Source organism: Streptomyces sp. NPDC055013 (assembly GCF_053608645.1).
Window position 1 is genome coordinate 1 of record NZ_JBSGVW010000066.1, and the last position, 22,217, is coordinate 22,217.

Consider the following 22,217-nt stretch of genomic DNA (forward strand, 5'->3'; position numbering starts at 1 on the left):
GACCCACAACGAAACAGCAGGCGCTACGCGAACCCCCACCACACAGCAACAGGCCGCCGCAGGCATCCCCGCCCAACCGCCGAAGGCCCCGTCACTCCACGGACATGTGATCCAACTTCCGCAAGATCACGCCCTCCCGCAACGCCCAAGGACAGACCTCCAGCGTCTCCACCCCGAACAGATCCATCGCCCCCTCGGCCACCAACGCCCCCGCGAGCAGCTGCCCCGCCCGTCCCTCGGAGACCCCCGGCAGTTCCGCCCGCTGGACCACCGTCATCCCTGCGAGGCGGGGAACCCACGCCTCCAAGGACTCCCGCTTCAGCTCGCGCTGGGCGTACAGGCCGTCCGCGGAGCGGGCGGCGCCGGCGAGGCGGGCCAGTTGCTTGAAGGTCTTGGACGTGGCGACGACGTGATCGGGCGCGCCGAACCGGGTGAATTCGCCGACCGTACGGGCGATCTGCGCCCGGACGTGCCGCCGTAGCGCACGTATGTCCTCCGGCTCCGGCGGATCACCCGGCAGCCAGCCCGCCGTCAGCCGCCCCGCCCCCAGTGGCAGCGACACCGCCGCGTCCGGCTCCTCGTCCATGCCGTATGCGATCTCCAGGGACCCGCCCCCGATGTCCAGCACCAGCAGCTTCCCGGCCGACCACCCGAACCACCGCCGCGCGGCGAGGAAAGTCAGCCGAGCCTCTTCAGCACCGGTGAGAACCTGCAGCTCAACCCCGGTTTCCTCCTTCACGCGGGCGAGCACGTAATCGGCGTTCGTGGCTTCCCGCACCGCGGACGTCGCGAACGGCAGCACTTCCTCGGCGCCCTTGTCCTCCGCTGCCTGCAGCGCCCCGTGGATGACGCCGATCAGCTTGTCGATGCCCTCGGGGCCGATGGCCCCGCTGTCGTCGAGGAGTTGGGCAAGGCGCAGTTCCGCCTTGTGCGAGTGCGCGGGCAGCGGGCGCGCGCCGGGGTGCGCATCCACCACCAGGAGATGCACCGTGTTGGATCCAACGTCGAGGACACCGAGTCTCATGTACGGAACGCTACTGCCACCTGGTCGATCCTCCGTCCTCGAAGTCGCAGGTACGGACGCCGTACCCTGGACCCGTGCCAAAGACGAAAAAGGCGAAGAACGACAAGACGGCCAAATCAGCCAAGGGTTCTTCGCAGGCGAAGGCAGCCACGAAGTCGAAGAAGCCCACGAGCCCCGCGAAGCCCGCCCAGGAACCGGACGAGAAGGGGCTGGACTTCGCACGCGCATGGGTGGAGTTCCCGGATCCGGCGGACGACGAGCAGGTCTTCCGGTGTGATCTGACATGGCTGACCTCCCGCTGGAACTGCATCTTCGGCAGCGGCTGCCAGGGCATCCAGGCAGGCCGCGCGGCCGACGGCTGCTGCACGCTGGGCGCGCACTTCTCCGACGAGGACGACGAGAAGCGGGTCGCCGAACATGTGGCAAGGCTCACGCCGGAGATCTGGCAGCACCATGACGAGGGCATGGAGCACGGCTGGATCTCCGAGGACGAGGACGGCGACCGCCAGACCCGCCCCTTCAACGGCTCGTGCATCTTCCAGAACCGCCCCGGCTTCGAGGGCGGCACGGGCTGCTCGCTGCACATCCTCGCCCTGAAGGAGGGCCGCGAGCCGCTGGAGACGAAGCCGGACGTCTGCTGGCAGCTGCCGGTCCGGCGGACGTACGAGTGGATCGACCGGCCCGACGACACCCGGATCCTCCAGGTCTCGATCGGTGAGTACGACCGTCGCGGCTGGGGCCCGGGCGGCCACGACCTGCACTGGTGGTGCACGTCGGCGACCTCCGCGCACGGCGCGGGCGACCCGGTGTACGTGTCGTACCGGCCGGAGCTGATCGAACTGATGGGCAAGGCGGGCTACGACCGCCTGGTCGAGCTGTGCGAGGAGCGGCTGGCGTCGCAGCTGCCGTTGCTGGCACCGCATCCGGCGGATCCCGTCGCCTGACGGACCCGGCAGGGGCCGGCGGCCTACGACCCCGACGGGCTCGGGTCGCCGCTCCCGCTGGGCGGCGGCGTCGAGCCCCCCGGCTCGGACGTACCGGACTCGGACGGGCCGGACTCGGACGGCTCGCCCGGTGTGGGCGGCGGGTCTGAGGGCGAGGTCGGCGGGTCGCTCGGAGTCGGGTCGGTCGGAACGGGGGTCGTCGGCGTCGGATCGGGCCCCGAGGACGAGGGCGGCGGCTCGCTGGGGGTTCCGGGGTCGGTCGGATCGGTGGGCTGGGGGTTGCTGGGATACGGGCCGGGGCCCTGCCCCGGGCCGGAGGGGCTCGGGGCGGTGCCGTAGCCCTCGATGGAGACGAGGGCACCGGCGGGTGAGATCGCCAGCCGCGCGCTCCAGTACCCGGACGGCTCCCGCAGATGGTCGACGTACACCTTGATCGTCAACGTCTCACCGGGCGCCAGCGTTCCCGCCGACTGACTCAGGTAGAGCCAGTGCGCACCGGTGCTCGCGGACCAGCGCACCGGCATGCGCCCCGTCGCTCTGAGGGTGACGAGCGTGGTGTCGCCGCTGTTGCCGGCCGACACCTCCAGGCCGCCGACGCCCGCCCCGCGCGCGCCGCTGACGCTGACGACCTCCACGGAGACGTCCGGTTCGCCGCGGTCGCCGAAACTGTCACCGCGTCTGGTGCTCGCGTTGCCCGCGTTCTCGTAGCCGTCCCCCGCGGCCTCCCCGTCGAGGCTGCCGGGGCCCTGCGCCTCGCTCGCGCTGGCCGAGCTGCCGTCGACGCCCTCGCCGGTCGGGGTGCCCCGGTAGGCGGCCCACAGGGCGATGACGGGCGCGGCGACGACGGTGGCGACGACGGTCGTGGTCACGGCACGCGCGCGCAGCCGGTCCCTGCGGGCGGCACGATCCTTCGGGTCCATCGGGAACCCGCGCCGGTCGAAGCGCGGCACGGCCACACCCCGCGCGCGTGGGGCGTGCGCGAGGGCCATGTGCAGGGCGGCGCGGGGCGCCTGAAGGACGGGCAGTTCGGCGGGGGTGACGGCCGCGCCGGGCCACCGGCCGGGGATCGCGCGCTCGGCGGTACGGCGGCAGCGCGGGCAGTCGTCGACGTGCCGGACGAGCTCGCGGCGCAGGGCGGTGCCGAGCACGAGCTGGTTGTCGCCGGTGAGCCGGGCGACACCCGGGCAGGCGCCGGTCTCGACGACGGCGAGGGCCGCGCGCGTGCGCTCGACCTCGCAGGCGGCGGAGGCGAGCAGCTCGCGGGCGGCGGCCAGGTCCATGCCGAGGACGGCGGCGACCTCGTGGGTGGCGAGGTGGTGGCGTACGGCGAGTTCGAGGGCCTCGCGCTGCTCCGGGGTGGTGCCGGCGGCCTCCGGCCAGGCCAGCAGGGCCAGTTCGCGGCGCCGCTGCTCCTGGACCTCCTCGGAGACGGCCGGCCGGGCGGCCTTCGTCCCCGCCTGCCGATGGGTGCCGGTCCGGCCCGCCGCGTGGCTGCCCTGACGTTTCTGCTTGGCCTCGGCCAGCTTGCGCAGACACGCCCAGCGGGCCAGCGCGTACAGCCAGGGCCGTCGGTCCGCGGCGGCCTCCGGCACGCGCTGCCCGCGTCGTTCGGCGAGCGCGAGGACGTCGCCGAGGGCGGCGGTCGCGGTGTCGTGGTCGCACAGCACGGACAGGCAGTAGGTGAACAGCCCGTCCAGATACGGCTCGTAGCGCGCGGGCGGCCGCTGCGCGACCGTACGGGCCGCCGCGCGGTCGCGCGCCTCCCGATGCGCCCGGTGCGCGCCGGCCGTGCGGGTCGAGGTCTCCGGACTGCTGCTCATCATTGGTGGACCGTAGGCGGCCCCGGGCGGCGCCTTCTCCCTGCTTGAGCAGTTTTACTCCGTACGGGTGAAACGATCCCTCAATAGGGGACAGGAGCGCCGGATTCCGTGGTTTGTGCATGACGAAAAGGCCCCGAGCAGGCATTGCGCCGACCCGAAGCGGCTGCGCACGGCCGTACGGCGTTGTCAGTGGGCTCGGTTACGGTTCATCGCATGGCTGCCCGTACCAAGTCCACGAAGGACCGCCCGTCCTACCGCTGCACGGAGTGCGGCTGGCAGACGGCCAAGTGGCTCGGCCGCTGCCCCGAGTGCCAGGCCTGGGGGACGGTCGAGGAGTACGGCGCGCCCGCGGTCCGTACGACGACGCCGGGGCGGGTGACGACGTCCGCGGTGCCGATCGGGCAGGTCGACGGACGGCAGGCCACCGCGCGGCCCACCGGCGTGCCCGAACTGGACCGGGTGCTCGGCGGCGGGCTGGTGCCCGGCGCCGTCGTCCTCGTCGCGGGCGAGCCCGGCGTCGGCAAGTCCACGCTGCTGCTGGACGTGGCGGCCAAGTCGGCGAGCGACGAGCACCGCACGCTGTATGTCACCGGCGAGGAGTCGGCGAGCCAGGTGCGGCTGCGCGCCGACCGCATCGGCGCCATCGACGACCACCTGTATCTCGCGGCCGAGACCGATCTGGCCGCCGTGCTGGGCCACTTGGACGCGGTGAAGCCGTCGCTGCTCGTCATGGACTCGGTGCAGACCGTGGCGTCCCCGGAGATCGACGGCGCACCGGGCGGCATGGCCCAGGTCCGCGAGGTGGCCGGCGCCCTGATCCGGGCGTCCAAGGAGCGCGGGATGTCCACACTCCTTGTGGGGCACGTCACCAAGGACGGCGCAATCGCCGGACCCCGCCTCCTCGAACACCTCGTGGACGTGGTGCTCAGCTTCGAGGGCGACCGGCACGCGCGCCTGCGTCTCGTACGAGGCGTCAAGAACCGCTACGGCACGACGGACGAGGTCGGCTGCTTCGAACTGCACGATGAGGGCATCACGGGCCTTGCCGACCCAAGCGGACTTTTCCTGACCCGTCGTGACGAACCGGTCCCCGGTACCTGTCTGACGGTGACCCTGGAGGGCCGCCGCCCCCTGGTCGCCGAAGTCCAGGCGCTCACCGTCGACTCGCAGATCCCCTCACCCCGGCGCACGACGTCCGGCCTGGAGACGTCCCGTGTCTCGATGATGCTGGCCGTCCTCGAACAGCGTGGCCGGATCAGCGCCCTCGGCAAGCGGGACATCTACTCCGCGACGGTGGGCGGAGTGAAGCTCTCGGAGCCCGCCGCCGACCTCGCCGTGGCCCTCGCCCTGGCCTCCGCCGCGAGTGACACACCTCTCCCCAAGAACCTCGTCGCGATCGGCGAGGTGGGCCTCGCGGGCGAGGTCAGACGGGTCACGGGCGTGCAGCGCAGACTCGCCGAAGCGCACCGGTTGGGCTTCACGCACGCCCTCGTACCGGGCGACCCGGGCAAGATCCCTGCGGGCATGAAGGTGCTGGAAGTGGCGGACATAGGGGACGCGCTGCGGGTCCTTCCGCGCTCGCGTCGCAGAGAGGCCCCACGGGACGACGAGGACCGCCGGTAGACTTTGCCCAGGTCTCGCCCGTCCGTGCGAACAGAATGTGCGAAACGGGGGCGCCCCAGAACCTGCGACCGGAGGAGTGCAGTGGCAGCCAACGACCGGGCAGCAGCTCCCGGAAAGTCCGGTGGGAGCTCCGGTGCCGATGGCCTGATGCGCGCCTCACTGAGCGCCGTGGCACCCGGCACGGCCCTGCGCGACGGGCTTGAGCGGATCCTCCGCGGCAACACCGGCGGACTGATCGTCCTCGGCTCCGACAAGACCGTCGAGGTGATGTGCACGGGCGGATTCGTCCTGGATGTCGAGTTCACGGCGACGCGACTGCGTGAGCTGTGCAAGCTCGACGGCGGCATCGTGCTGTCGTCGGATCTGTCGAAGATCCTGCGCGCGGGCGTCCAGCTGGTCCCGGACCCGACGATCCCCACCGAGGAGACGGGCACCCGGCACCGCACGGCGGACCGGGTCAGCAAGCAGGTCGGCTTCCCGGTCGTCTCGGTCTCCCAGTCCATGCGGCTGATCGCGCTCTACGTCGACGGCCACCGCCGTGTCCTGGAGGACTCCGCGGCGATCCTCTCCCGCGCCAACCAGGCCCTGGCGACCCTGGAGCGCTACAAGCTCCGCCTCGACGAGGTCGCGGGAACGTTGTCAGCGCTGGAGATCGAGGACCTGGTGACGGTCCGCGACGTCTCGGCGGTCGCCCAGCGCCTGGAGATGGTCCGGCGCATCGCGACCGAGATCGCCGAGTACGTGGTGGAGCTCGGCACCGACGGACGGCTCCTGGCCCTCCAGCTGGACGAGTTGATCGCGGGTGTGGAGCCCGAGCGCGAGCTCGTGGTGCGCGACTACGTCCCCGAGCCGACGGCGAAGCGCTCCCGCACGGTCGACGAGGCGCTGTACGAGCTGGACGCGCTCACTCACGCCGAGCTCCTCGAACTGTCCACGGTGGCAAGGGCGTTGGGCTACACCGGATCCCCGGAGGCGCTGGACTCCGCGGTCTCCCCGCGCGGCTTCCGCCTCCTGGCCAAGGTGCCGAGGCTGCCCGGCGCGATCATCGACCGCCTGGTGGAGCACTTCGGCGGCCTGCAGAAGCTGCTCGCCGCGAGCGTGGACGACCTCCAGACGGTGGACGGCGTCGGCGAGGCCCGGGCGCGCAGCGTCCGTGAGGGCCTGTCGCGGTTGGCGGAGAGCTCGATCCTGGAGCGGTACGTCTAGGCAGGCCGCTCAGCCGTCTTCCGTCCGCTGACGGCCGCTAGTCGTTCTCCAGCACGAAGGACGTCTGCGCCGTCCCGAACCCCGGCGTCTTCGCCTCCACCAGATACGTCCCCGCCGGGGCGGCCCCCGCCGGCGGCGTCGCGCACTGCGGGGCGCTGGCCTTGCGGTCCCACTTCACGGTGTACGTGATGCTCTCACCGGTGGGCACCCGGAACTTCAGGCTGCCCGCGACCTTGGGGCAGTCGGCGGAGGACCAGAAGTCGTCCTCGGCTCCCGCCTGGGTGAGCGTCACCACGGCGTTCTTCGGGCCGAGGTCGACCTTGCAGTCGTAGCTGGAGGAGTTCGTCGCGGTCAGCAGCACGGCGGGCGTCTGGCCGGGCTCGTACGCGTTGCGCTGGCTGCGCACCGTCAGCTTCACCGCGCCCGCGACACAGTCGGGCAGCGTGGAGCCCGCGGCGACCGCGTCGCCCGCGCCGACACCGCTGCCCGAGCCGCCACCCGCGGATCCGCTGCCCGATCCGTCCGAGCCGCCGGAGCTCCCGTCACCGTCCCCGGACCCGCTGCCGTCGCCGGACCCCGACCCGTCGGAGTCCCCGCTGCCGGGCGACTCGTCGCGCCCGCCCGGCGCCTCACTGATCGCCGGCCCCGAACTCGAAGGGCCCGGGGTGATCGTCGAGGGCGCGGGATTCTTGCCGTCGGACCCACCCTCGTCGTTCTTGCCGCCTCCGCCGCCCATGGTGAGCACCCAGGTGCCCAGCAGCGCCAACAGGGCGACCACGGACAGCATTACGGCCCTCCGACGCCAGTAGATGGAGGAGGGAAGCGGCCCGACCGGATTGCGCAGAGATCCCACGGCGCAAACTGTACGAGAGATCGGCGCGCTAGCTTGCTCCACCCGCCGCCGAAGGCCGCAACTTTTCCGGATCATCATCCCGGAAACCGCCCGGGGACGACGCCGGACCCCTGTCTTCCGTCAGGCGCGACACCTGCCGATCGCAGGATGTGACGGTATCGGCCCGCCGCCTACGGTCCGTGACCATGGACTTCGAAGACGCGGAGCTCTACCGCGACATCACCGACCTCGCTCACGACACCCCAACGTGGGTACAGCACACCGCCGAGATAGGGACGGAGGCCGGACTGCTGCTGTTCGCCGCCCTGTTCGTCGCCGGGTGGTGGCGAGCCAGACGCGACACCACCCGGGCCTTCGCGATCGCGGCCCTTGCACCTCTGGCCACGGCTGTGGCGTACGTCTGCAGTGAGCTCCTCAAGTCGGCTGTCACGCAGGAGCGTCCGTGCCGGGCGGTGCCGGACGCGACCACCTCTCTCGCCTCCTGCCCCGCGCCCGGCGACTGGTCCTTTCCCAGCAACCACGCCACCATCGCGGGCGCCGCGGCCGTCACCGCGGCCCTGACCGGGCAGGCACTGTTGTGGCTGACGGCCCCCTTGGCCCTGCTCATGGCCTTCTCCCGGGTCTTCGTCGGCGTGCACTATCCGCACGACGTCGCGGCGGGCCTCGTCCTCGGCGCGGTCGTCGCCGTGGCGGCCGTACGGCTCGGCACCGGCCCGGCGATCCGGCTGGCGGAGGCGATGCGGGCCTCGTCGGCGCCCGCCGTACGGTGGTTCACCGGACCCGGACCCCAGCGGGTCGCGGCGTACGACATGCGCTGAGCCTCACGACTCCACCAGGCCCGCCTCGTAGGCCACGATCGCGGCCTGCACCCGGTTGCGCACGCCCAAACGGTCGAGCACCGCGCTCACATACGCCTTCACCGTGCCCTCGACGAGATGCAGCCGGGCGGCGATCTCCGGGTTGGACAGGCCGGCGCCGACGAGCCCGAGCACCTCGCGCTCGCGCGGGCTGAGCTCGGCCACGCGTGCGCGTGCGGCGGCCTCGCGGCCGAGTCGCCCGTCGCTGCCGCCGAGCCCGTCGATGACATGGCGGGCCACCTTCGGCGACAGGAAGGCCGCGCCGCCCGCCACCGCCCGTACGCCCGCGATCAGTTCGTACGGGTCCCCGGACTTCAGCAGGAAGCCGGTGGCGCCGCCGCCGAGCGCGCGGGCCACGTAAGCCTGTTCGGAGAAGGTGGTGAGCATCGCGACGGCCGTGCCGGGGACGCTGCGTACGATCTCCTCGGCCGCCGCGAGGCCGTCCAGGTGCGGCATACGAATGTCCAGCAGGGCCACGTCGGGGCGGTGCGCCCGGGCCAGCTCGACCGCCTCACGCCCGTCACCGGCCTCCGCGACGACCTCGGTCTCACCGCCGCTCGTCAGGATGGCGCGCACGCCGGCCCGCACCATCGTCTCGTCGTCGGCCAGCAGTACCCGGATCACCGTACGAACTCCTCATCTGTGGAAGGGCGTTGGGACAGACCCACCCTGGGGATCACGTCCTTGGCGACGAGCCGCCCCTCGTCGTCGAAGCAGAGCCTGAAGTGGTCGACGGAGACGAGGAGTTCGCCGCTCGCGCGGTAGTAGCGGCAGTCGCTGCCCGCCGGGGGCGGCACGGGCGCGCGGTCGACCGGCGCGTCCCGCGCGCTGCGGTCCGGCAGGACGTGCGCGAGGTCCCCGTCCGATGCCCCGAGCCGAAGCTCGGCGTAGGCCGCGGGCGGCAGCACCGAGTGGGTCTCCGTGTACGCGTACCAGGCGAAGCCCCCGCCGACGAGCACGACGCCGGCGGCAACGGCGACCGCGAGGGCGAGGACGACCCGGCGGCGGGCGCGGGTGTAGGGGGCGTGCGGGGCCGGGACGGGCCGTACGGCCGAGGCGACGCCCTGCTCGGGGACGTACGCCCGCACACGGAAGCCGTCGCCACGGGGGCCGGCCTCGAAGTCACCGCCGACCGCGGTGACGGCGGCGCGGAGGGCTCGCAGGCCGGTGCCGCCGGAGGAGAGGGAAGGGGGGCTCGGGGAGGAGGACGAGGGCGAACCCGGCGCTGCCGCCGAGCCGTTGGAGGCGGTGGTGCCCTCCGTCGCCGAGCCCCGCCCAGTGGTCACCGTGACCGCCGTACCGGCCGCCTCTGTGGCCGCCACCACGGTGACGTCGGCACCCGGCGCGTACCGGGCGGCGTTCGTCAGCGCCTCGCGGACCACCCGGTACAGGACCCGCTCGGCGACGCCCCCCGGCTCCAGCGCCACGGCCCTACCGCCTTCGGGTTCCTCCCAGCGCACCGGAAGCCCCGACTCGGCGGCGTGGGCGACGAGTTGCTCGACGGTCTCCCCCGGCGGGCTCAGGGACACCGGCTCGTTCTCCTCCCGCAGGACGCCGATGATGCGGTGCAGTCGGTCGGTGGCGTCCGCGGCGGCCGCGCGCAGGTCGGCAGCCGCGGTGCGGTGGTGGTCCGGGAGGTCGGGGGCGACCTGGAGGGCACCCGCGCGCAGGGCGATGAGGCTCAGCTCGTGCCCGAGGGAGTCGTGCATGTCCTGCGCGATCCGGGCCCGCTCACGCAGCCGCGCCCGCTCCTCGGCGATGCGCCGCTCGCCCTCCAGGCGCGCGGCCCGGTTCCAGCCGGCCGCGGTCAGCTGACGGCTCTGTCGCCAGTACCGGCCGCCGAGCCAGGGGAAGACACAGCCGAACAGCAACGTGCCCGTCAGCACCACCCACTCCGGCGCCGGATCGACCCCGACCAGCGCGATCCTCGCCGTACCGAGGCACCCGACGCCCCCGAGGACGACGACAGCCGGCCGCACCCGTTCCGCCCGCAGACCGAGCAGCAGCGCGAAGACGCCGAGCGCGGGGGCGTAGGAGACGGTGAACAGGGCGGGGGCAGCCACCAGACTCAGTACGGCCGTCAGCGCGAAGGCCACCAAGGGGCGCCCCCGCGTCACGGCCACCGCGGCGGCGAGCACGGCCGCCCCGGCCAGCTGCTGCCACACGGCACGCGGCTCGTTCATCCCGAGCCGGTCGGCCGTGAGCGCGGGCAGCACGAGGGCGGCCCACAGGAGGCAGGCCCGCCATGTGCGAGGACGTTCCATCCGGACGACGCTACAAGCGGGGGGTGGGGGGCGACTGCTGTCGATCGTCAGGTGCAGGGCATTTTCGGGGCGCGCATCTTTCGGGGCCGGTCCCGGTATCTCAGCCCGTCCGGCGTTTGAGGACGAGGTCCTCCAGGGCCGAAGCGGGGGTCTGGGGGCCGCAGGCTCCCAGGACCGCAACCCGCCCCACACCCGCAGCCGCAAAACGCACCGCCACCACCACCTACCCACCCCACCGCCCTCAACATGGCAGGATCGGAAAGGCCATGACTGCGCCCACGAAGCCCCCGCACAGCCACCCCGCCGACGCCGGCAGCGACGCCCCCCTTGCCAAGCCGCTGCAAGCAACCGTCATCGACTGGTTCGACGACAACGCCCGCGACCTCCCCTGGCGGCGCCCCGAAGCCGGCCCCTGGGGAGTGATGGTCAGTGAGTTCATGCTGCAGCAGACGCCCGTGAACCGCGTCCTGCCCGTCTACGAGCAGTGGCTCACCCGCTGGCCCCGCCCCGCCGACCTCGCCAAGGACGCCCCCGGCGAGGCCGTCCGCGCCTGGGGCCGGCTCGGCTACCCGCGCCGCGCACTGCGGCTGCACGGCGCCGCTGTCGCCATAGCGGAACGGCACGGCGGGGACGTACCGACCGACCACACCCAGCTCCTCGCGCTGCCCGGCATCGGCGAGTACACGGCCGCGGCGGTCGCCTCCTTCGCCTACGGGCAGCGGCACCCCGTCCTGGACACCAACGTGCGCCGGGTCATCGCCCGTGCCGTGACCGGCGTGCAGTACCCGCCGAACGCCACCACCGCCGCCGAGCGCAAGCTCGCTCGCGCGCTGCTCCCCGACGACGAGAGCACCGCCGCCCGCTGGGCCGCGGCCTCCATGGAGCTCGGTGCGCTGGTGTGCACCGCGAAGAACGAGTCGTGCCACCGCTGCCCGATCGCCGCACAGTGCGCCTGGCAGCTCGCGGGCAAGCCGGAGCACGAGGGCCCGCCGCGCCGCGGTCAGACGTATGCCGGAACGGACCGTCAGGTGCGCGGCAAGCTGCTCGCCGTACTCCGCGACGCCCTTGGGCCCGTCCCGCAGGCTGCGCTCGACCGGGTGTGGCACGAGCCGGTGCAGCGCGCCCGCGCGCTGGACGGCCTCGTCTCGGACGGCCTGGTGGAACCGCTGCAGGGCGGGATGTACCGGCTGCCGCTGAGCTGACGCATCGACACATCACAGCCGTAGAGCGTCTGCGACATGGAAGACACAGCTGCCGCGCGGCCCGTACACAGTGAAAATGCGGACAAACCGTCCCATATACCCACTCAACTCCCCTGCCGTTTTATCCCTTTCCTGCTTCCGTTACACAACCGACGGACAGCCGAGCGCTAGCCGCAGGCTGCTTCGGACAGCCCCGTGACAACGCCTCCGTAGCTTCATTTCCGTACCCGACAGGCGGGGACGACTACGAACCACAGGCAGTGACAACCGGCGGCCAACGAGCCGACGGGTACGGGGAATCGGAGGCGGTCAACATGGCGCAGGGAGAGGTGCTCGAGTTCGAGGAGTACGTCCGCACCCGGCAGGACGCGCTGCTGCGCAGTGCCCGCCGACTGGTCCCGGACCCGGTGGACGCCCAGGACCTGCTGCAGACGGCGCTGGTGCGGACGTACCACCGCTGGGACGGCATCGCGGACAAGCGACTCGCGGACGCCTACCTGCGCCGCGTCATGATCAACACGCGGACCGAGTGGTGGCGGGCCCGGAAGCTGGAGGAGGTGCCGACCGAGCAGCTGCCGGACGCCTCGGTCGACGACTCCACCGAGCAGCACGCGGACCGCGCCCTGCTGATGGACATCATGAAGGTGCTCGCTCCCAAGCAGCGCAGCGTCGTGGTGCTGCGACACTGGGAGCAGATGTCCACGGAGGAGACGGCCGCCGCCCTCGGCATGTCGGCCGGAACGGTCAAGAGCACGCTGCACCGGGCGCTCGCCCGGCTCCGCGAGGAGCTGGAGAGCCGCGATCTGGACGCACGCGCGCTGGAGCGTGAGGAGCGGGAGCGTTGCGCGGCCTAGGCACGACGACGGGCGGCACCGGGCGCACGGAAGCGGGTGACAGGGGCACCGACGGGGACAGCGAGGACCTCGGCTCACCCCGATCCGGGCCCGCACCCGTCCGGGGGACCTTTCAGGCGGCGTTCACGGCGGTGGCCGTGGTCGTCGCCCTCGCCCTTTTCGCCTCCGGGTGCGCCACCGGCGGCACCGGCGCCCGCGACGAGGGACCGGCCCACGCCGACTCGGTGGGCGACGCGCCCGTCTCGTCCACGCTCGCGCCCTCGCCCTCACCCTCGGCGGTGCCGGACCGGACGGAGGCCGTCCGTCTGGTCAAGGCGGACCCCGCGGTCTCGGCGGAGGTGAAGCGCGAGCTGAAGCCGTGTGTCTCCGACGACTATCCCGTCGACGTGTCGTACGGCGATCTGACCGGCGGACCCGCGGACGACATCGTGGTCAACGTCCTGTCCTGCGGCGATGCGGTCGGCGTCGGCTCGTACGTCTACCGGGAGTCGGAGGGCGAGTACCGCAATGTGTTCAAGGCCGAGGAGCCGCCCGTCTATGCGGAGATCGACCGCGGCTACCTGGTGGTGACCAAGCAGGTGTACGCGAAGGACGACGCGCTGTCGAACCCGTCCAGCGAGAACGTGATCTCATACGAGTGGACGTCCGGCCGCTTCGTCCTGAAGTTCAGGACCCGCACGGACTACGGCACCCTCGGCAGTGGCGAGGAGTCGGCGGCGCCGGACGGCTGAGGTCCGCTCGCGACGGCAGTGAACGCATCGCGCGCTTCACGCGTCCCTCAAGTGGACACGTCCGACGCACCCGGGAAGACGGGCACCGGCAACAGCACCGCTGAAGAACACCCCTGCAGGCATACGGCACACGAACACGAGGACTGAGAGCACCGGGATGGCAGACCAGACCCACGTCCTGTTCGTCGAGGACGACGACGTCATCCGCGAGGCCACCCAACTCGCCCTGGAGCGGGACGGCTTCGCGGTCACCGCCATGCCCGACGGGCTGTCGGGCCTGCAGGCGTTCCGGACGGACCGGCCGGACATCGCCCTGCTGGACGTCATGGTTCCGGGCCTGGACGGCGTCAGCCTGTGCCGCCGTATCCGCGACGAGTCGACCGTGCCGGTGATCATGCTCTCCGCCCGCGCGGACTCGATCGACGTGGTGCTGGGCCTGGAGGCCGGCGCCGACGACTATGTGACCAAGCCGTTCGACGGTGCCGTACTGGTCGCGCGGATCCGCGCGGTGCTGCGCCGCTTCGGGCACGCGAGCGGCGCCGACCGCGTGGACGAGGCCGAATCGGCCGCCACCGGCGGGCTGCTGGCCTTCGGTGACCTGGAGGTCGACACCGAGGGCATGGAGGTGCGCAGGGACGGGCAGCCGGTTGCCCTCACGCCGACCGAGATGCGGCTGCTGCTGGAGTTCTCGTCGGCACCGGGCACGGTGCTGTCGCGGGACAAGCTGCTGGAGCGCGTGTGGGACTACGGCTGGGGCGGGGACACCCGTGTCGTCGACGTCCATGTGCAGCGGCTGCGGCAGAAGATCGGCCAGGACCGTATCGAGACGGTCCGCGGCTTCGGCTACAAGTTGAAGGCCTGAGCGGGGCGGCCATGCGGGGGATTTTCAGACGCCCGGCTCCGTCCGGCGTGGTGCGCGCGGCGGGCCTCACGGACGCGGCCGACGCCGCGACCGTCGGTGGCCGTGGGGCCGGCCTCGGTGCGGGAGCACATGGGGGCGCGCGCGTAAGTGGTCGTAAGCGCGGTGGCCGTACGAACGGCCGCAGCGGCGCGCGCGGGCGCCTGGGCACCCGTCTGGCCATTCGTACGGGTCTGCGGTGGAAGCTGAGCGCGGCGATCGCCCTGGTCGGCGCGCTCGTGGCGGTCGTGCTGAGCCTGGTCGTGCACAACGCGGCCCGCGTCTCGATGCTGGACAACGCGCGCGACCTCGCCGACGAGCGGATCCAGATCGCCCAGCGCAGTTACGAGCAGTCCAAGCGGCTGAACTTCCCCAACGCCACGATCGACGACCCGGAGCTGCCCGCGGCGCTGCGGGAGAAGGTCGAGAAGGGCAGGCGGGCCACCTATGTGGTCGACACGCCCGGCGGCACGCCCGACATCTGGGCAGCCGTACCGCTCAGCAACGGCCATGTCATGTCGCTGCACACCGGGTTCACCGACAGCAGCGAGGACATCCTCGACGATCTCGACAAGGCGCTGATCATCGGCTCCATCGCGGTCGTCTTCGGTGGCAGCGCGCTCGGGGTCCTCGTCGGCGGGCAGTTGTCGCGCCGGCTGCGCAAGGCGGCGGCCGCGGCGAACCAGGTCGCGAGCGGGGAGCCGGACGTGCGGGTACGGGACGCCATCGGGGGTGTCGTACGGGACGAGACCGACGATCTGGCGAGCGCGGTGGACGCGATGGCGGACGCCCTGCAGCAGCGGCTGGAGGCAGAGCGCCGGGTCACGGCGGACATCGCGCACGAGCTGCGCACGCCGGTGACCGGTCTGCTGACTGCGGCCGAGCTGCTGCCGCCCAGCCGGCTCACCGAACTGGTCCTGGACCGGGCGAAGGCCATGCGCACGCTCGTGGAGGACGTCCTGGAGGTGGCCCGGCTGGACAGCGCCTCGGAGCGGGCCGAGCTGCAGGACATCATGCTGGGCGAGTTCGTCAGCCGGCGGGTCGCGGCGAAGGACCCCGGCATCGAGGTACGGGTCGTCCATGAGTCGGCGGTCACGACGGACCCGCGGCGCCTGGAGCGGGTGCTGTTCAACCTGCTGGCGAACGCCGCGAAGCACGGGCGGCCGCCCATCGAGGTCACGGTCGAGGGCCGGGTCATCCGGGTCCGCGACCACGGTCCCGGCTTCCCCGAGGACCTGCTCGCCGACGGGCCGAGCCGCTTCCGCACGGGCAGCAGCGACCGCGCGGGCCACGGTCACGGCCTCGGCCTGACGATCGCGGCAGGTCAGGCCCGGGTCCTCGGTGCCCGCCTGACCTTCCGCAACGTACGGCCGGCGGGCGCTGCGGAGTATGTGCAGGCGGAGGGCGCGGTGGCCGTCCTGTGGCTCCCGGAGCACGCGCCGACGAACACGGGAAGCCATCCGATGCTGCCGTAAGCCTGTTCCGATACGCCCGTTGACAGCGGGGCCGGCTCTTCCGGCGGCTCAGCGGCCGCTCACCCGAACGACTTCGAGAAGTCGAGCTCCTCGCTCCGCTCGGTCAGCGAGTACCAGTTGCCGTTGTCGTCGCGGAAGATCGCCTCGATGCCGTACGGCCGCTCCTGCGGCTCCTGGATGAACTCCACCCCGCGCGCCTTGAAGGTCTCGTAGTCCCCCCGGCAGTCGTCGGTCCGGAACGCGCCGGCCCCGATGACGCCCTTCCCGACGAGCGTCTTCAGCGCCTCGGAGGACTCGGGGTCGAGCCCGGGCCCGTCGAGGCTCATCAGCGCGAGTTCGACGTCCGGCTGGTCCCTGGCTCCCACGGTGACCCATCGCATGTCGCCCATGGAGAGGTCGTTGCGCACCTCGAAGCCGATCTTCTCGGTGAAGAAGGCCTTGGTGCGCTGCTGGTCGAACGTCCATACGGTGGTGATGCCGAGGCCCTTGATCATGACGGTGCCCTCCCGAGTGCTGTGGCTGGGGTTCTCTCCGTCACGTTAGGCAGAGGCGCCATCAGGGCGCTTCTCCAAACTTGCTCTCCTGCCCCTGCCCCTGCGCCTGCCGCTCGCCTTCGCGGCGCCGGAACCCCCCGGCCCACAGCATCGCGTAGCACCCCGGTATCAGCGCCGCTCCTCGCCCGACATGCTTCTCCCGGTACTCGGTCGGCGTCAGCCCGGTCCGTGCCTTGAACCGCGCCGAGAACGTGCCGAGGCTGCTGAACCCGACCAGATGACAGATCTCCGTCACGGTCAGATTGGCCCCTCGCAGATACTCCTCGGCCCGCTCGATCCGCCGATGCGTCAGGTACTGCCCGGGCGTCTCCCCGTACGCCGCCTTGAACGCCCGCACGAAGTGATACCGCGAGTACCCGGCATGCGCGGCAACGGCGTCCAGGTCGAGCCCCGGGTCGGCCCACTCCCGATCCATGGCATCCTTCGCCAACCGCAACTGCCGCACCTTGCCCATGGGCCCGATGGTGACACGGCCCACTGACACCGCCCCTGGCCGCCGACCAAGGCGAAGGCCCCCGGGACGGAACGTCACCGAGGGCCCACGCAAACCGCCCGCTCAGACGGCCTCCACCGCCACCGCCTTGGCCCCCGCGCCATCCCCGGCGGCAGCGCCCCCGTCGGCGTCGGACACCGGCCCCGCCCCTCGCAGCGGCACCTCCTTGACGAACACAGCCGCCACCAGAGCCACCACAGCCACCACGGCCCCCAGCAGAAACGCCGAATGCGTCCCCGCCGACACCGCGTGCTGATACGCCTCCCGCACGGCCTCCGGCAGCTTCGCCAGGCTCGCCGCATCCAGCTGGGCCGACTGCTCGGTCACCCGCGCCCCCAGCGCGCCGCCCTGCTCGGACATGACGTCCTGCACGCGGCTGTTGAACAGGGCCCCCATGATCGCGACCCCGAACGAGGACCCGAGCGTACGGAACAGCGTGGTGGACGAGGACGCGACCCCCATGTCCTTCATCTCGACGCTGTTCTGAGCGACCAGCATGGTGATCTGCATCAGACAGCCCATGCCGAACCCGACCACGGCCATGAACACCCCGGACATGAACCGGCTCGTCCCGGTGTCCATCGTCGACAGCAGATACAGCCCGACGACCATCAGCACACTGCCGACGACGGGGAACACCTTGTACCGCCCGGTGTTCGTGGTCACACGCCCGGCGACCATCGAGGTCACCAGCATCGCCCCGAGCATCGGCAGCAGCAGAAGCCCGGAGTTGGTGGCGGAAGCCCCCTGCACCGACTGCTGGTACAGCGGCAGGAACAAGGTCGCCCCGAACATCACGAACCCGACGAAGAACCCGATCACGGACATCAGAGTGAAGTTCCGGCTGCGGAAGATGTGCAGCGGGACCACCGGCTCCGCCGCCTTGGTCTGCCAGAACACGAAGCCGACGAGCGCGGCGACCCCGATCCCGGTGAGCTCCATGATCCGCGCGGACGTCCAGGCGTACTCCGTGCCGCCCCATGTGGTGACCAGCACGATCGCGGTGATCCCCACGGTCAGCAGGCCGGCCCCGAGATAGTCGATCCGCGCCTGCGCCCGCTTCTTGGGCAGGTGCAGCACGACACTGATCGCGGCGAGCGCCACGACCCCGAGCGGCAGGTTGATGTAGAAGGCCCAGCGCCAGCCCCAGTGGTCGGTGATGGTGCCACCCACGAGCGGCCCGGCGATCATCGCGAGCGCCATCACGCCGGCCATCATGCCCTGGTACTTGCCCCGCTCCCGCGGCGGAATCAGATCACCGATGATCGCCATGACGCCGACCATCAGACCACCGGCACCCAGCCCCTGCACCGCCCGGAACGCGATCAGCTGCCCCATGTCCTGGGCCATGCCGCTCAGCGCGGATCCGATGAGGAACAGCACGATCGACGCCATGAACATGCCCTTACGGCCGTACATGTCGCCGAGCTTGCCCCACAGCGGCGTGGACGCCGCGGTCGCCAGCGTGTACGCCGTCACGACCCACGACAGATGCTCCAGCCCGCCCAGCTCGCCCACGATCGTCGGCATCGCGGTGCCGACGATCATGTTGTCGAGCATTGCGAGCATCATCGTGATCATGAGCGCGAGCAGCACGACGCGCACGCTCTTCGGCTGTTTGTCCGCCGGATCCGCCGCTGTGTCCACTGTTTTCGTGTCCGCCATGGTTCCCACTCCCCCGGCCACTTACTTGCCGCCCGGCTAGTTGTCTACACTCAGGGAACCTAGGCGCGTAACTAGCCGGGCGTCAAGTAAGTTTTATGGCAAGCCGAGGCGTACGAGGATGGGCGGCACCATGGACGGCACCAAGCAGCAGCGGCGCCGCGGGAACACCCGCCAGCGCATCCAGGACGTGGCCCTCGAACTCTTCGCCGAGCAGGGCTACGAGAAGACCTCCCTGCGCGAGATCGCCGAGCGCCTGGAGGTCACGAAAGCGGCCTTGTACTACCACTTCAAGACGAAGGAAGAGATCATCGTCAGCCTCTTCGAGGACCTGACGAAGCCGATCGAGGACCTGATCGAGTGGGGCAGGGAGCAGCCGCACACCCTCGAGACCAAGCAGGAGATCGTACGCCGCTACAGCCAGGTCCTGACCGACGCGTCACCGCTGTTCCGCTTCATGCAGGAGAACCAGGCGACGGTCCGCGATCTGAGCATCGGCGAGATGTTCAAGAACCGCATGCTCGGCATGCGCGACATCGTCATAGATCCGGACGCCGATCTGGTCGACCAGGTGCGCTGCATCAGCGCCCTGTTCACGATGCACGCCGGGATGTTCGTCATGAAGGACCTGGAAGGCGACCCCGAGGAGAAGCGCAAGGCCATCCTCGAGGTCGCCACGGACCTGATCACCCAGGCGCACAAGGGCGCCTGAACGGCTCGGTCGATCAGATCTTCAGACCCTTGGCCCGCAGGAAGGACACGGGGTCGATCGCGGAGCCGTAGTTGGCACTCTTGCGGATCTCGAAGTGCAGGTGCGGACCGCTGGAGTTACCGGTGCTGCCGGACTTGGCTATGTGCTGGCCGGTCTTGACGACCTGGCCGATCTTCACGTCGACGCGCGACAGGTGGGCGTACTGGGAGAACGTGCCGTTGCCGTGCTTGATGACGACGGCGTTGCCGTACGCGGGACCGTCACCGGCGCCGTTGCCGCCGGCCTTGACGACCGTGCCGCCGTGCGCGGCCATGACGTCGGTGCCGTTCGGGACGGCGAAGTCCTGCCCGCTGTGGGTGGACTGCCACATGCCGCCGGCCTGCGCGTAGCTGGCGGACTTCGTGTACTTCTTCACCGGGCTGACCCAGGAGGCGGCCTTCTTGGCGGCGGCCTTCTTCGCGGCGGCGCTCTGCGCCTGGACGGCGGTGGAGGCGGCGGGGGCGGAGCTCATCTCGGCAGCAACCGCGCCTCCGGCGCCCAGCACGACCGAGGCCCCCAGGCCGGCGGCCAGCACAGCCGCACGGGTGCGGACGGTGGACGTACGGGACGAACGGAACGAGAAGCGCGGGGACATTCGAAACCTCACGGGGACGACGACAGAGAAAACCACCCGACCGCTCAGGGCAATCGCCGGATGGCCATCCCTTGGTAACCCCCGTCGCCTCGAACCCCAAAACCCCTTATCTACGACTAGCGCTAGTACTTCGCCCCAAAAATCCCTGCATCTTGACAGAACACCTAATACGGACGAACCAGCGCCGATGCCGAAACCTCTCGCCAGCTTTCATAGCTAACGTCCGATTTGCCCGCCAACCCCGTTTCCACTATTCCCGCTAGTAACGGACAAATCGCCTGTGCGGCATGTCACCGCCCTATGCAATCGGAAGACCTCGGAATGTGACGGGCACTACGCTGCTGCTCTACCGACGAGGGGCTCAGGGGGAGGCCGCGCGGACCCGACGGTCATCGGCAGCAAACTCGCGTCCGGCCTGGTAGGCCCGCTGGTCAGGCGGCTGTTCGTCCAGGAAGGGCCGGGGGCAGGGCTGGTCGGCAAGCCCGTACGGCTGTCGGCCCTGGTGTGGTTCCGGGGCGAGAAGCGCACGCTCGGCGCAGCGGCCACGGGGGCCTTGCAGCGGACCCTGCACGCGCTCGGCGATCCGGAATCGGACGACCTGGAAGCCGTACGGCTCGGCTACGAGGCGCTGGCCGACCGCTGCACGGACAGGCGGGCGGCGACCGGCTGCCGCGGGACCTCGGCTACGGCTCGACCTTGCTCTACGTCAGCCTCCTCAACAGCGCCTGCCTGCACATCCTGCACTTCTTCACCCAGCGCTCGACCTTGGTGCCGCGCACCCTCGTCGAGCAGAGCCGGCAGCTGGACCAGCTGATCCGACGTCCTCATGGAGCGCCTCACCTCGCGCACGACGCAGGATGCGGCCTTCGAGCAGCAGTACGCGCGGCACCTGCCGACGAAGCACGGCCGCCTCACTATCTACGGCCTTGGTGCGCCCTGATCCGATCCGCGCCCTGCACCGCGAACGCCGGGGCCGCGGACGCGAACTGACGGTGGAGCTGGACAAGGAGTCCCGGGTCGAGCTGCTCCAGCGGCTCGCGTACTGGCTGATCCGGCAGCGGCCGCGCAGAAAAGACCGCACGGACGCCGTCCACCGACTGGAGCGGCTGCTGCCGTTCATGCCGTACGTCGCCGCCCAGAGCTCACCCGAGGAGATCCTCCGGCACCTGCTGGTTCACAGCGGCCTGCTGCGCGAACCGGCCGTCGACGCCGTGGACTTCGTCCATCGCACCTTCCAGGACTTCCTGGGGGAGCGGGCGGCCGTGGAGGAGCGGGATTTCGACGTTCTGGTCGCCCATGCGCGGGCGGAAGTGGGCCGGCGGGCGAGGGAGTTGATTCCGCCGCACAGTCGGACCGAGGCGCGGGAGCCGGCCGGTCTCGGGCCCATCGTGCTGGAGCTGCTGCCGAGTCCCGCGGGTCTGGACGAGAACCTGAACAGGCTTCACCGAGGAGCTCGACCTGGCCCCGCCAGCCGCTCACCCCCGCCAGAAACGGGTGAACACATTCACCGCACGCCTTCGCAACGCCGACGAAGTCCCCGCCGGGTATCGACCTCGTCGCACCCGCCTCGCCGCACAGCGATGAGTGATCCTCAGAACTAAGTGACGCACATCTCTAGCGACTTACCGCCCAGTAACCCTATCTTTCCCCTCACGCCATCCCCACCCACGAACATGCACGCGACAACAACACAGCGCACGTGACGTGAGAGGACCCCCACACATGACGCTTCGCCGCCCCTGGGCACGCCGTATCGCGGTCAGCACCGTCTCCGCGGCCGCCCTCGTGGCCCTCGCGGTCCCCGCCGACGCCGCGACCACGGCCACCGCGACGAGCACCTCCAGCGCCACTGCCACGGCCACCGCCGCGGACGTCGACTACAACACCTGGCAGAAGGACTGCCAGGCGCTGATGGACCAGGCGCTGCCCTACCTGAAGCAGCGGATCGCGAACACCAAGCCGGGTGAGAAGCAGGCGATCGTCTTCGACATCGACAACACCACCCTGGAGACGGACTTCGGCTTCAGCTACCCGCAGCCGGCCAACGAGCTGGTCCGGGAGGTCGCCGAGTACGCGCAGGAGCACGGCGTCTCCCTGTTCTTCGTGACCGCCCGCCCGGGCATCATCTACTCGGTGACCGACTACAACCTCGAGTACCGCGGCTACGAGGTCTCCGGACTGTACGTGCGCGGCTTCTTCGACCTCTTCAAGAACGTCGGCGACTACAAGACGGCCCAGCGCGTCGACATCGAGAAGAAGGGCTACACGATCATCGCGAACATCGGCAACAGCGCCACCGACCTGTCGGGCGGCCACGCCGAGAAGACGTACAAGCTGCCGGACTACAACGGGCAGCTCTCCTGACGGCGCGTGTGAAAAAGGGGCTGCCCCGGGACACAGGTCCCGGGGCC

Annotated in this window: 21 protein-coding genes and 1 pseudogene; 13 read left to right on the forward strand and 9 right to left on the reverse strand. The window is 71.0% G+C overall.

Features of this window, described 5'->3' with window-relative positions:
* Positions 1 to 91 precede the first annotated feature (91 nt).
* Positions 92 to 1,024: a Ppx/GppA phosphatase family protein gene (locus ACWGDB_RS40930; protein ID WP_453827133.1), complete on the reverse strand. Its 933-nt coding sequence runs from the start codon at positions 1,022 to 1,024 to the stop codon at positions 92 to 94.
* 74 nt (positions 1,025 to 1,098) lie between these two features.
* On the opposite strand from ACWGDB_RS40930, the gene ACWGDB_RS40935 reads away from it, so the two are divergent.
* Positions 1,099 to 1,968: a hypothetical protein gene (locus ACWGDB_RS40935; protein ID WP_453827134.1), complete on the forward strand. Its 870-nt coding sequence runs from the start codon at positions 1,099 to 1,101 to the stop codon at positions 1,966 to 1,968.
* Positions 1,969 to 1,991: 23 nt separating this feature from the next.
* On the opposite strand, the gene ACWGDB_RS40940 is transcribed toward ACWGDB_RS40935, so the two are convergent.
* Positions 1,992 to 3,791 carry a hypothetical protein gene (locus ACWGDB_RS40940; RefSeq protein WP_453827135.1) on the reverse strand — a complete coding sequence of 600 codons (1,800 nt, stop codon included), beginning with the start codon at positions 3,789 to 3,791 and terminating at the stop codon, positions 1,992 to 1,994.
* Between the two features lie 210 nt (positions 3,792 to 4,001).
* On the opposite strand from ACWGDB_RS40940, the gene radA reads away from it, so the two are divergent.
* A complete protein-coding gene (radA, locus tag ACWGDB_RS40945; protein WP_453827136.1) occupies positions 4,002 to 5,411 on the forward strand; it encodes a DNA repair protein RadA in 1,410 nt (469 codons plus the stop codon).
* 81 nt (positions 5,412 to 5,492) lie between these two features.
* Positions 5,493 to 6,617, forward strand: coding sequence for a DNA integrity scanning diadenylate cyclase DisA (disA, locus tag ACWGDB_RS40950; RefSeq protein WP_328425026.1), 1,125 nt, complete (start codon positions 5,493 to 5,495; stop codon positions 6,615 to 6,617).
* A gap of 37 nt (positions 6,618 to 6,654) precedes the next feature.
* Here the strand turns inward: disA and ACWGDB_RS40955 are convergent, their stop codons facing one another.
* Positions 6,655 to 7,470, reverse strand: a complete 816-nt coding sequence (locus ACWGDB_RS40955; protein ID WP_453827137.1) for a hypothetical protein — start codon at positions 7,468 to 7,470, stop codon at positions 6,655 to 6,657.
* A gap of 185 nt (positions 7,471 to 7,655) precedes the next feature.
* Between ACWGDB_RS40955 and ACWGDB_RS40960 the strand changes: the two genes are divergently transcribed.
* Positions 7,656 to 8,288, forward strand: coding sequence for a phosphatase PAP2 family protein (locus tag ACWGDB_RS40960; RefSeq protein WP_453827138.1), 633 nt, complete (start codon positions 7,656 to 7,658; stop codon positions 8,286 to 8,288).
* A gap of 3 nt (positions 8,289 to 8,291) precedes the next feature.
* Here ACWGDB_RS40960 and ACWGDB_RS40965 read toward each other — a convergent pair whose 3' ends face one another.
* Entirely contained in the window at positions 8,292 to 8,951 is a 660-nt protein-coding gene (locus tag ACWGDB_RS40965) for a response regulator transcription factor (protein WP_453827139.1), read from the reverse strand.
* Complete coding sequence (locus ACWGDB_RS40970) at positions 8,948 to 10,591, reverse strand: sensor histidine kinase (RefSeq protein ID WP_453827140.1); 1,644 nt, start codon at positions 10,589 to 10,591, stop codon at positions 8,948 to 8,950. The genes ACWGDB_RS40965 and ACWGDB_RS40970 overlap by 4 nt, the downstream gene beginning before the upstream one ends.
* A 266-nt stretch (positions 10,592 to 10,857) precedes the next feature.
* Between ACWGDB_RS40970 and ACWGDB_RS40975 the strand changes: the two genes are divergently transcribed.
* From ACWGDB_RS40975 to cseC, 5 genes are all read left to right on the forward strand, one after another.
* The gene (locus ACWGDB_RS40975) at positions 10,858 to 11,793 is read left to right on the forward strand and encodes an A/G-specific adenine glycosylase (RefSeq protein ID WP_453827141.1); all 936 of its coding nucleotides are present in this window, start codon (positions 10,858 to 10,860) and stop codon (positions 11,791 to 11,793) included.
* A 314-nt stretch (positions 11,794 to 12,107) separates the two neighbouring features.
* Positions 12,108 to 12,647: a SigE family RNA polymerase sigma factor gene (locus tag ACWGDB_RS40980; RefSeq protein ID WP_003999062.1), complete on the forward strand. Its 540-nt coding sequence runs from the start codon at positions 12,108 to 12,110 to the stop codon at positions 12,645 to 12,647.
* A gap of 131 nt (positions 12,648 to 12,778) precedes the next feature.
* Positions 12,779 to 13,378: a hypothetical protein gene (locus ACWGDB_RS40985; RefSeq protein ID WP_453827150.1), complete on the forward strand. Its 600-nt coding sequence runs from the start codon at positions 12,779 to 12,781 to the stop codon at positions 13,376 to 13,378.
* Positions 13,379 to 13,535: 157 nt separating this feature from the next.
* The gene (gene cseB, locus ACWGDB_RS40990) at positions 13,536 to 14,240 is read left to right on the forward strand and encodes a two-component system response regulator CseB (protein WP_383629457.1); all 705 of its coding nucleotides are present in this window, start codon (positions 13,536 to 13,538) and stop codon (positions 14,238 to 14,240) included.
* An 11-nt stretch (positions 14,241 to 14,251) separates the two neighbouring features.
* Positions 14,252 to 15,751: a two-component system sensor histidine kinase CseC gene (cseC, locus tag ACWGDB_RS40995; RefSeq protein WP_453827142.1), complete on the forward strand. Its 1,500-nt coding sequence runs from the start codon at positions 14,252 to 14,254 to the stop codon at positions 15,749 to 15,751.
* Between the two features lie 59 nt (positions 15,752 to 15,810).
* Here cseC and ACWGDB_RS41000 read toward each other — a convergent pair whose 3' ends face one another.
* From ACWGDB_RS41000 to ACWGDB_RS41010, 3 genes are all read right to left on the reverse strand, one after another.
* The gene (locus ACWGDB_RS41000; protein WP_453827143.1) at positions 15,811 to 16,245 is read right to left on the reverse strand and encodes a VOC family protein; all 435 of its coding nucleotides are present in this window, start codon (positions 16,243 to 16,245) and stop codon (positions 15,811 to 15,813) included.
* Between the two features lie 61 nt (positions 16,246 to 16,306).
* Positions 16,307 to 16,759, reverse strand: a complete 453-nt coding sequence (locus ACWGDB_RS41005) for a helix-turn-helix transcriptional regulator (protein ID WP_453827144.1) — start codon at positions 16,757 to 16,759, stop codon at positions 16,307 to 16,309.
* Positions 16,760 to 16,861: 102 nt separating this feature from the next.
* On the reverse strand, positions 16,862 to 18,463 hold the full coding sequence (locus ACWGDB_RS41010) for an MDR family MFS transporter (RefSeq protein ID WP_453827145.1): 1,602 nt from the start codon (positions 18,461 to 18,463) through the stop codon (positions 16,862 to 16,864).
* Between the two features lie 130 nt (positions 18,464 to 18,593).
* On the opposite strand from ACWGDB_RS41010, the gene ACWGDB_RS41015 reads away from it, so the two are divergent.
* Positions 18,594 to 19,172, forward strand: coding sequence for a TetR/AcrR family transcriptional regulator (locus tag ACWGDB_RS41015; RefSeq protein ID WP_453827146.1), 579 nt, complete (start codon positions 18,594 to 18,596; stop codon positions 19,170 to 19,172).
* Between the two features lie 13 nt (positions 19,173 to 19,185).
* Here the strand turns inward: ACWGDB_RS41015 and ACWGDB_RS41020 are convergent, their stop codons facing one another.
* On the reverse strand, positions 19,186 to 19,806 hold the full coding sequence (locus tag ACWGDB_RS41020) for a M23 family metallopeptidase (protein WP_453827147.1): 621 nt from the start codon (positions 19,804 to 19,806) through the stop codon (positions 19,186 to 19,188).
* Positions 19,807 to 20,086: 280 nt separating this feature from the next.
* Between ACWGDB_RS41020 and ACWGDB_RS41025 the strand changes: the two are divergent.
* From ACWGDB_RS41025 to ACWGDB_RS41035, 3 genes and pseudogenes are all read left to right on the forward strand, one after another.
* Positions 20,087 to 20,796 (forward strand): annotated as a pseudogene (locus ACWGDB_RS41025) (NACHT N-terminal Helical domain 1-containing protein).
* Positions 20,733 to 21,407, forward strand: coding sequence for a hypothetical protein (locus ACWGDB_RS41030; RefSeq protein WP_453827148.1), 675 nt, complete (start codon positions 20,733 to 20,735; stop codon positions 21,405 to 21,407). Before ACWGDB_RS41025 ends, ACWGDB_RS41030 begins: the two are co-directional and overlap by 64 nt.
* Before the next feature lie 121 nt (positions 21,408 to 21,528).
* Positions 21,529 to 22,170 (forward strand): HAD family acid phosphatase, encoded by a 642-nt coding sequence (locus ACWGDB_RS41035; protein WP_453827149.1) that lies wholly within the window; start codon positions 21,529 to 21,531, stop codon positions 22,168 to 22,170.
* Positions 22,171 to 22,217: the final 47 nt, after the last annotated feature.

What these genes read in the sequence shown, in the direction of transcription:
- ACWGDB_RS40930 (WP_453827133.1), bottom strand. Translation starts at nt 1,024, where the DNA reads ATGAGACTCGGTGTCCTCGACGTTGGATCCAACACGGTGCATCTCCTG.
- ACWGDB_RS40940 (WP_453827135.1), bottom strand. Translation starts at nt 3,791, where the DNA reads ATGATGAGCAGCAGTCCGGAGACCTCGACCCGCACGGCCGGCGCGCAC.
- radA (WP_453827136.1), top strand. Translation starts at nt 4,002, where the DNA reads ATGGCTGCCCGTACCAAGTCCACGAAGGACCGCCCGTCCTACCGCTGC.
- ACWGDB_RS40960 (WP_453827138.1), top strand. Translation starts at nt 7,656, where the DNA reads ATGGACTTCGAAGACGCGGAGCTCTACCGCGACATCACCGACCTCGCT.
- ACWGDB_RS40970 (WP_453827140.1), bottom strand. Translation starts at nt 10,591, where the DNA reads ATGGAACGTCCTCGCACATGGCGGGCCTGCCTCCTGTGGGCCGCCCTC.
- ACWGDB_RS40975 (WP_453827141.1), top strand. Translation starts at nt 10,858, where the DNA reads ATGACTGCGCCCACGAAGCCCCCGCACAGCCACCCCGCCGACGCCGGC.
- ACWGDB_RS40980 (WP_003999062.1), top strand. Translation starts at nt 12,108, where the DNA reads ATGGCGCAGGGAGAGGTGCTCGAGTTCGAGGAGTACGTCCGCACCCGG.
- cseB (WP_383629457.1), top strand. Translation starts at nt 13,536, where the DNA reads ATGGCAGACCAGACCCACGTCCTGTTCGTCGAGGACGACGACGTCATC.
- cseC (WP_453827142.1), top strand. Translation starts at nt 14,252, where the DNA reads ATGCGGGGGATTTTCAGACGCCCGGCTCCGTCCGGCGTGGTGCGCGCG.
- ACWGDB_RS41000 (WP_453827143.1), bottom strand. Translation starts at nt 16,245, where the DNA reads ATGATCAAGGGCCTCGGCATCACCACCGTATGGACGTTCGACCAGCAG.
- ACWGDB_RS41005 (WP_453827144.1), bottom strand. Translation starts at nt 16,759, where the DNA reads ATGGGCAAGGTGCGGCAGTTGCGGTTGGCGAAGGATGCCATGGATCGG.
- ACWGDB_RS41010 (WP_453827145.1), bottom strand. Translation starts at nt 18,463, where the DNA reads ATGGCGGACACGAAAACAGTGGACACAGCGGCGGATCCGGCGGACAAA.
- ACWGDB_RS41015 (WP_453827146.1), top strand. Translation starts at nt 18,594, where the DNA reads ATGGACGGCACCAAGCAGCAGCGGCGCCGCGGGAACACCCGCCAGCGC.
- ACWGDB_RS41020 (WP_453827147.1), bottom strand. Translation starts at nt 19,806, where the DNA reads ATGTCCCCGCGCTTCTCGTTCCGTTCGTCCCGTACGTCCACCGTCCGC.
- ACWGDB_RS41035 (WP_453827149.1), top strand. Translation starts at nt 21,529, where the DNA reads ATGACGCTTCGCCGCCCCTGGGCACGCCGTATCGCGGTCAGCACCGTC.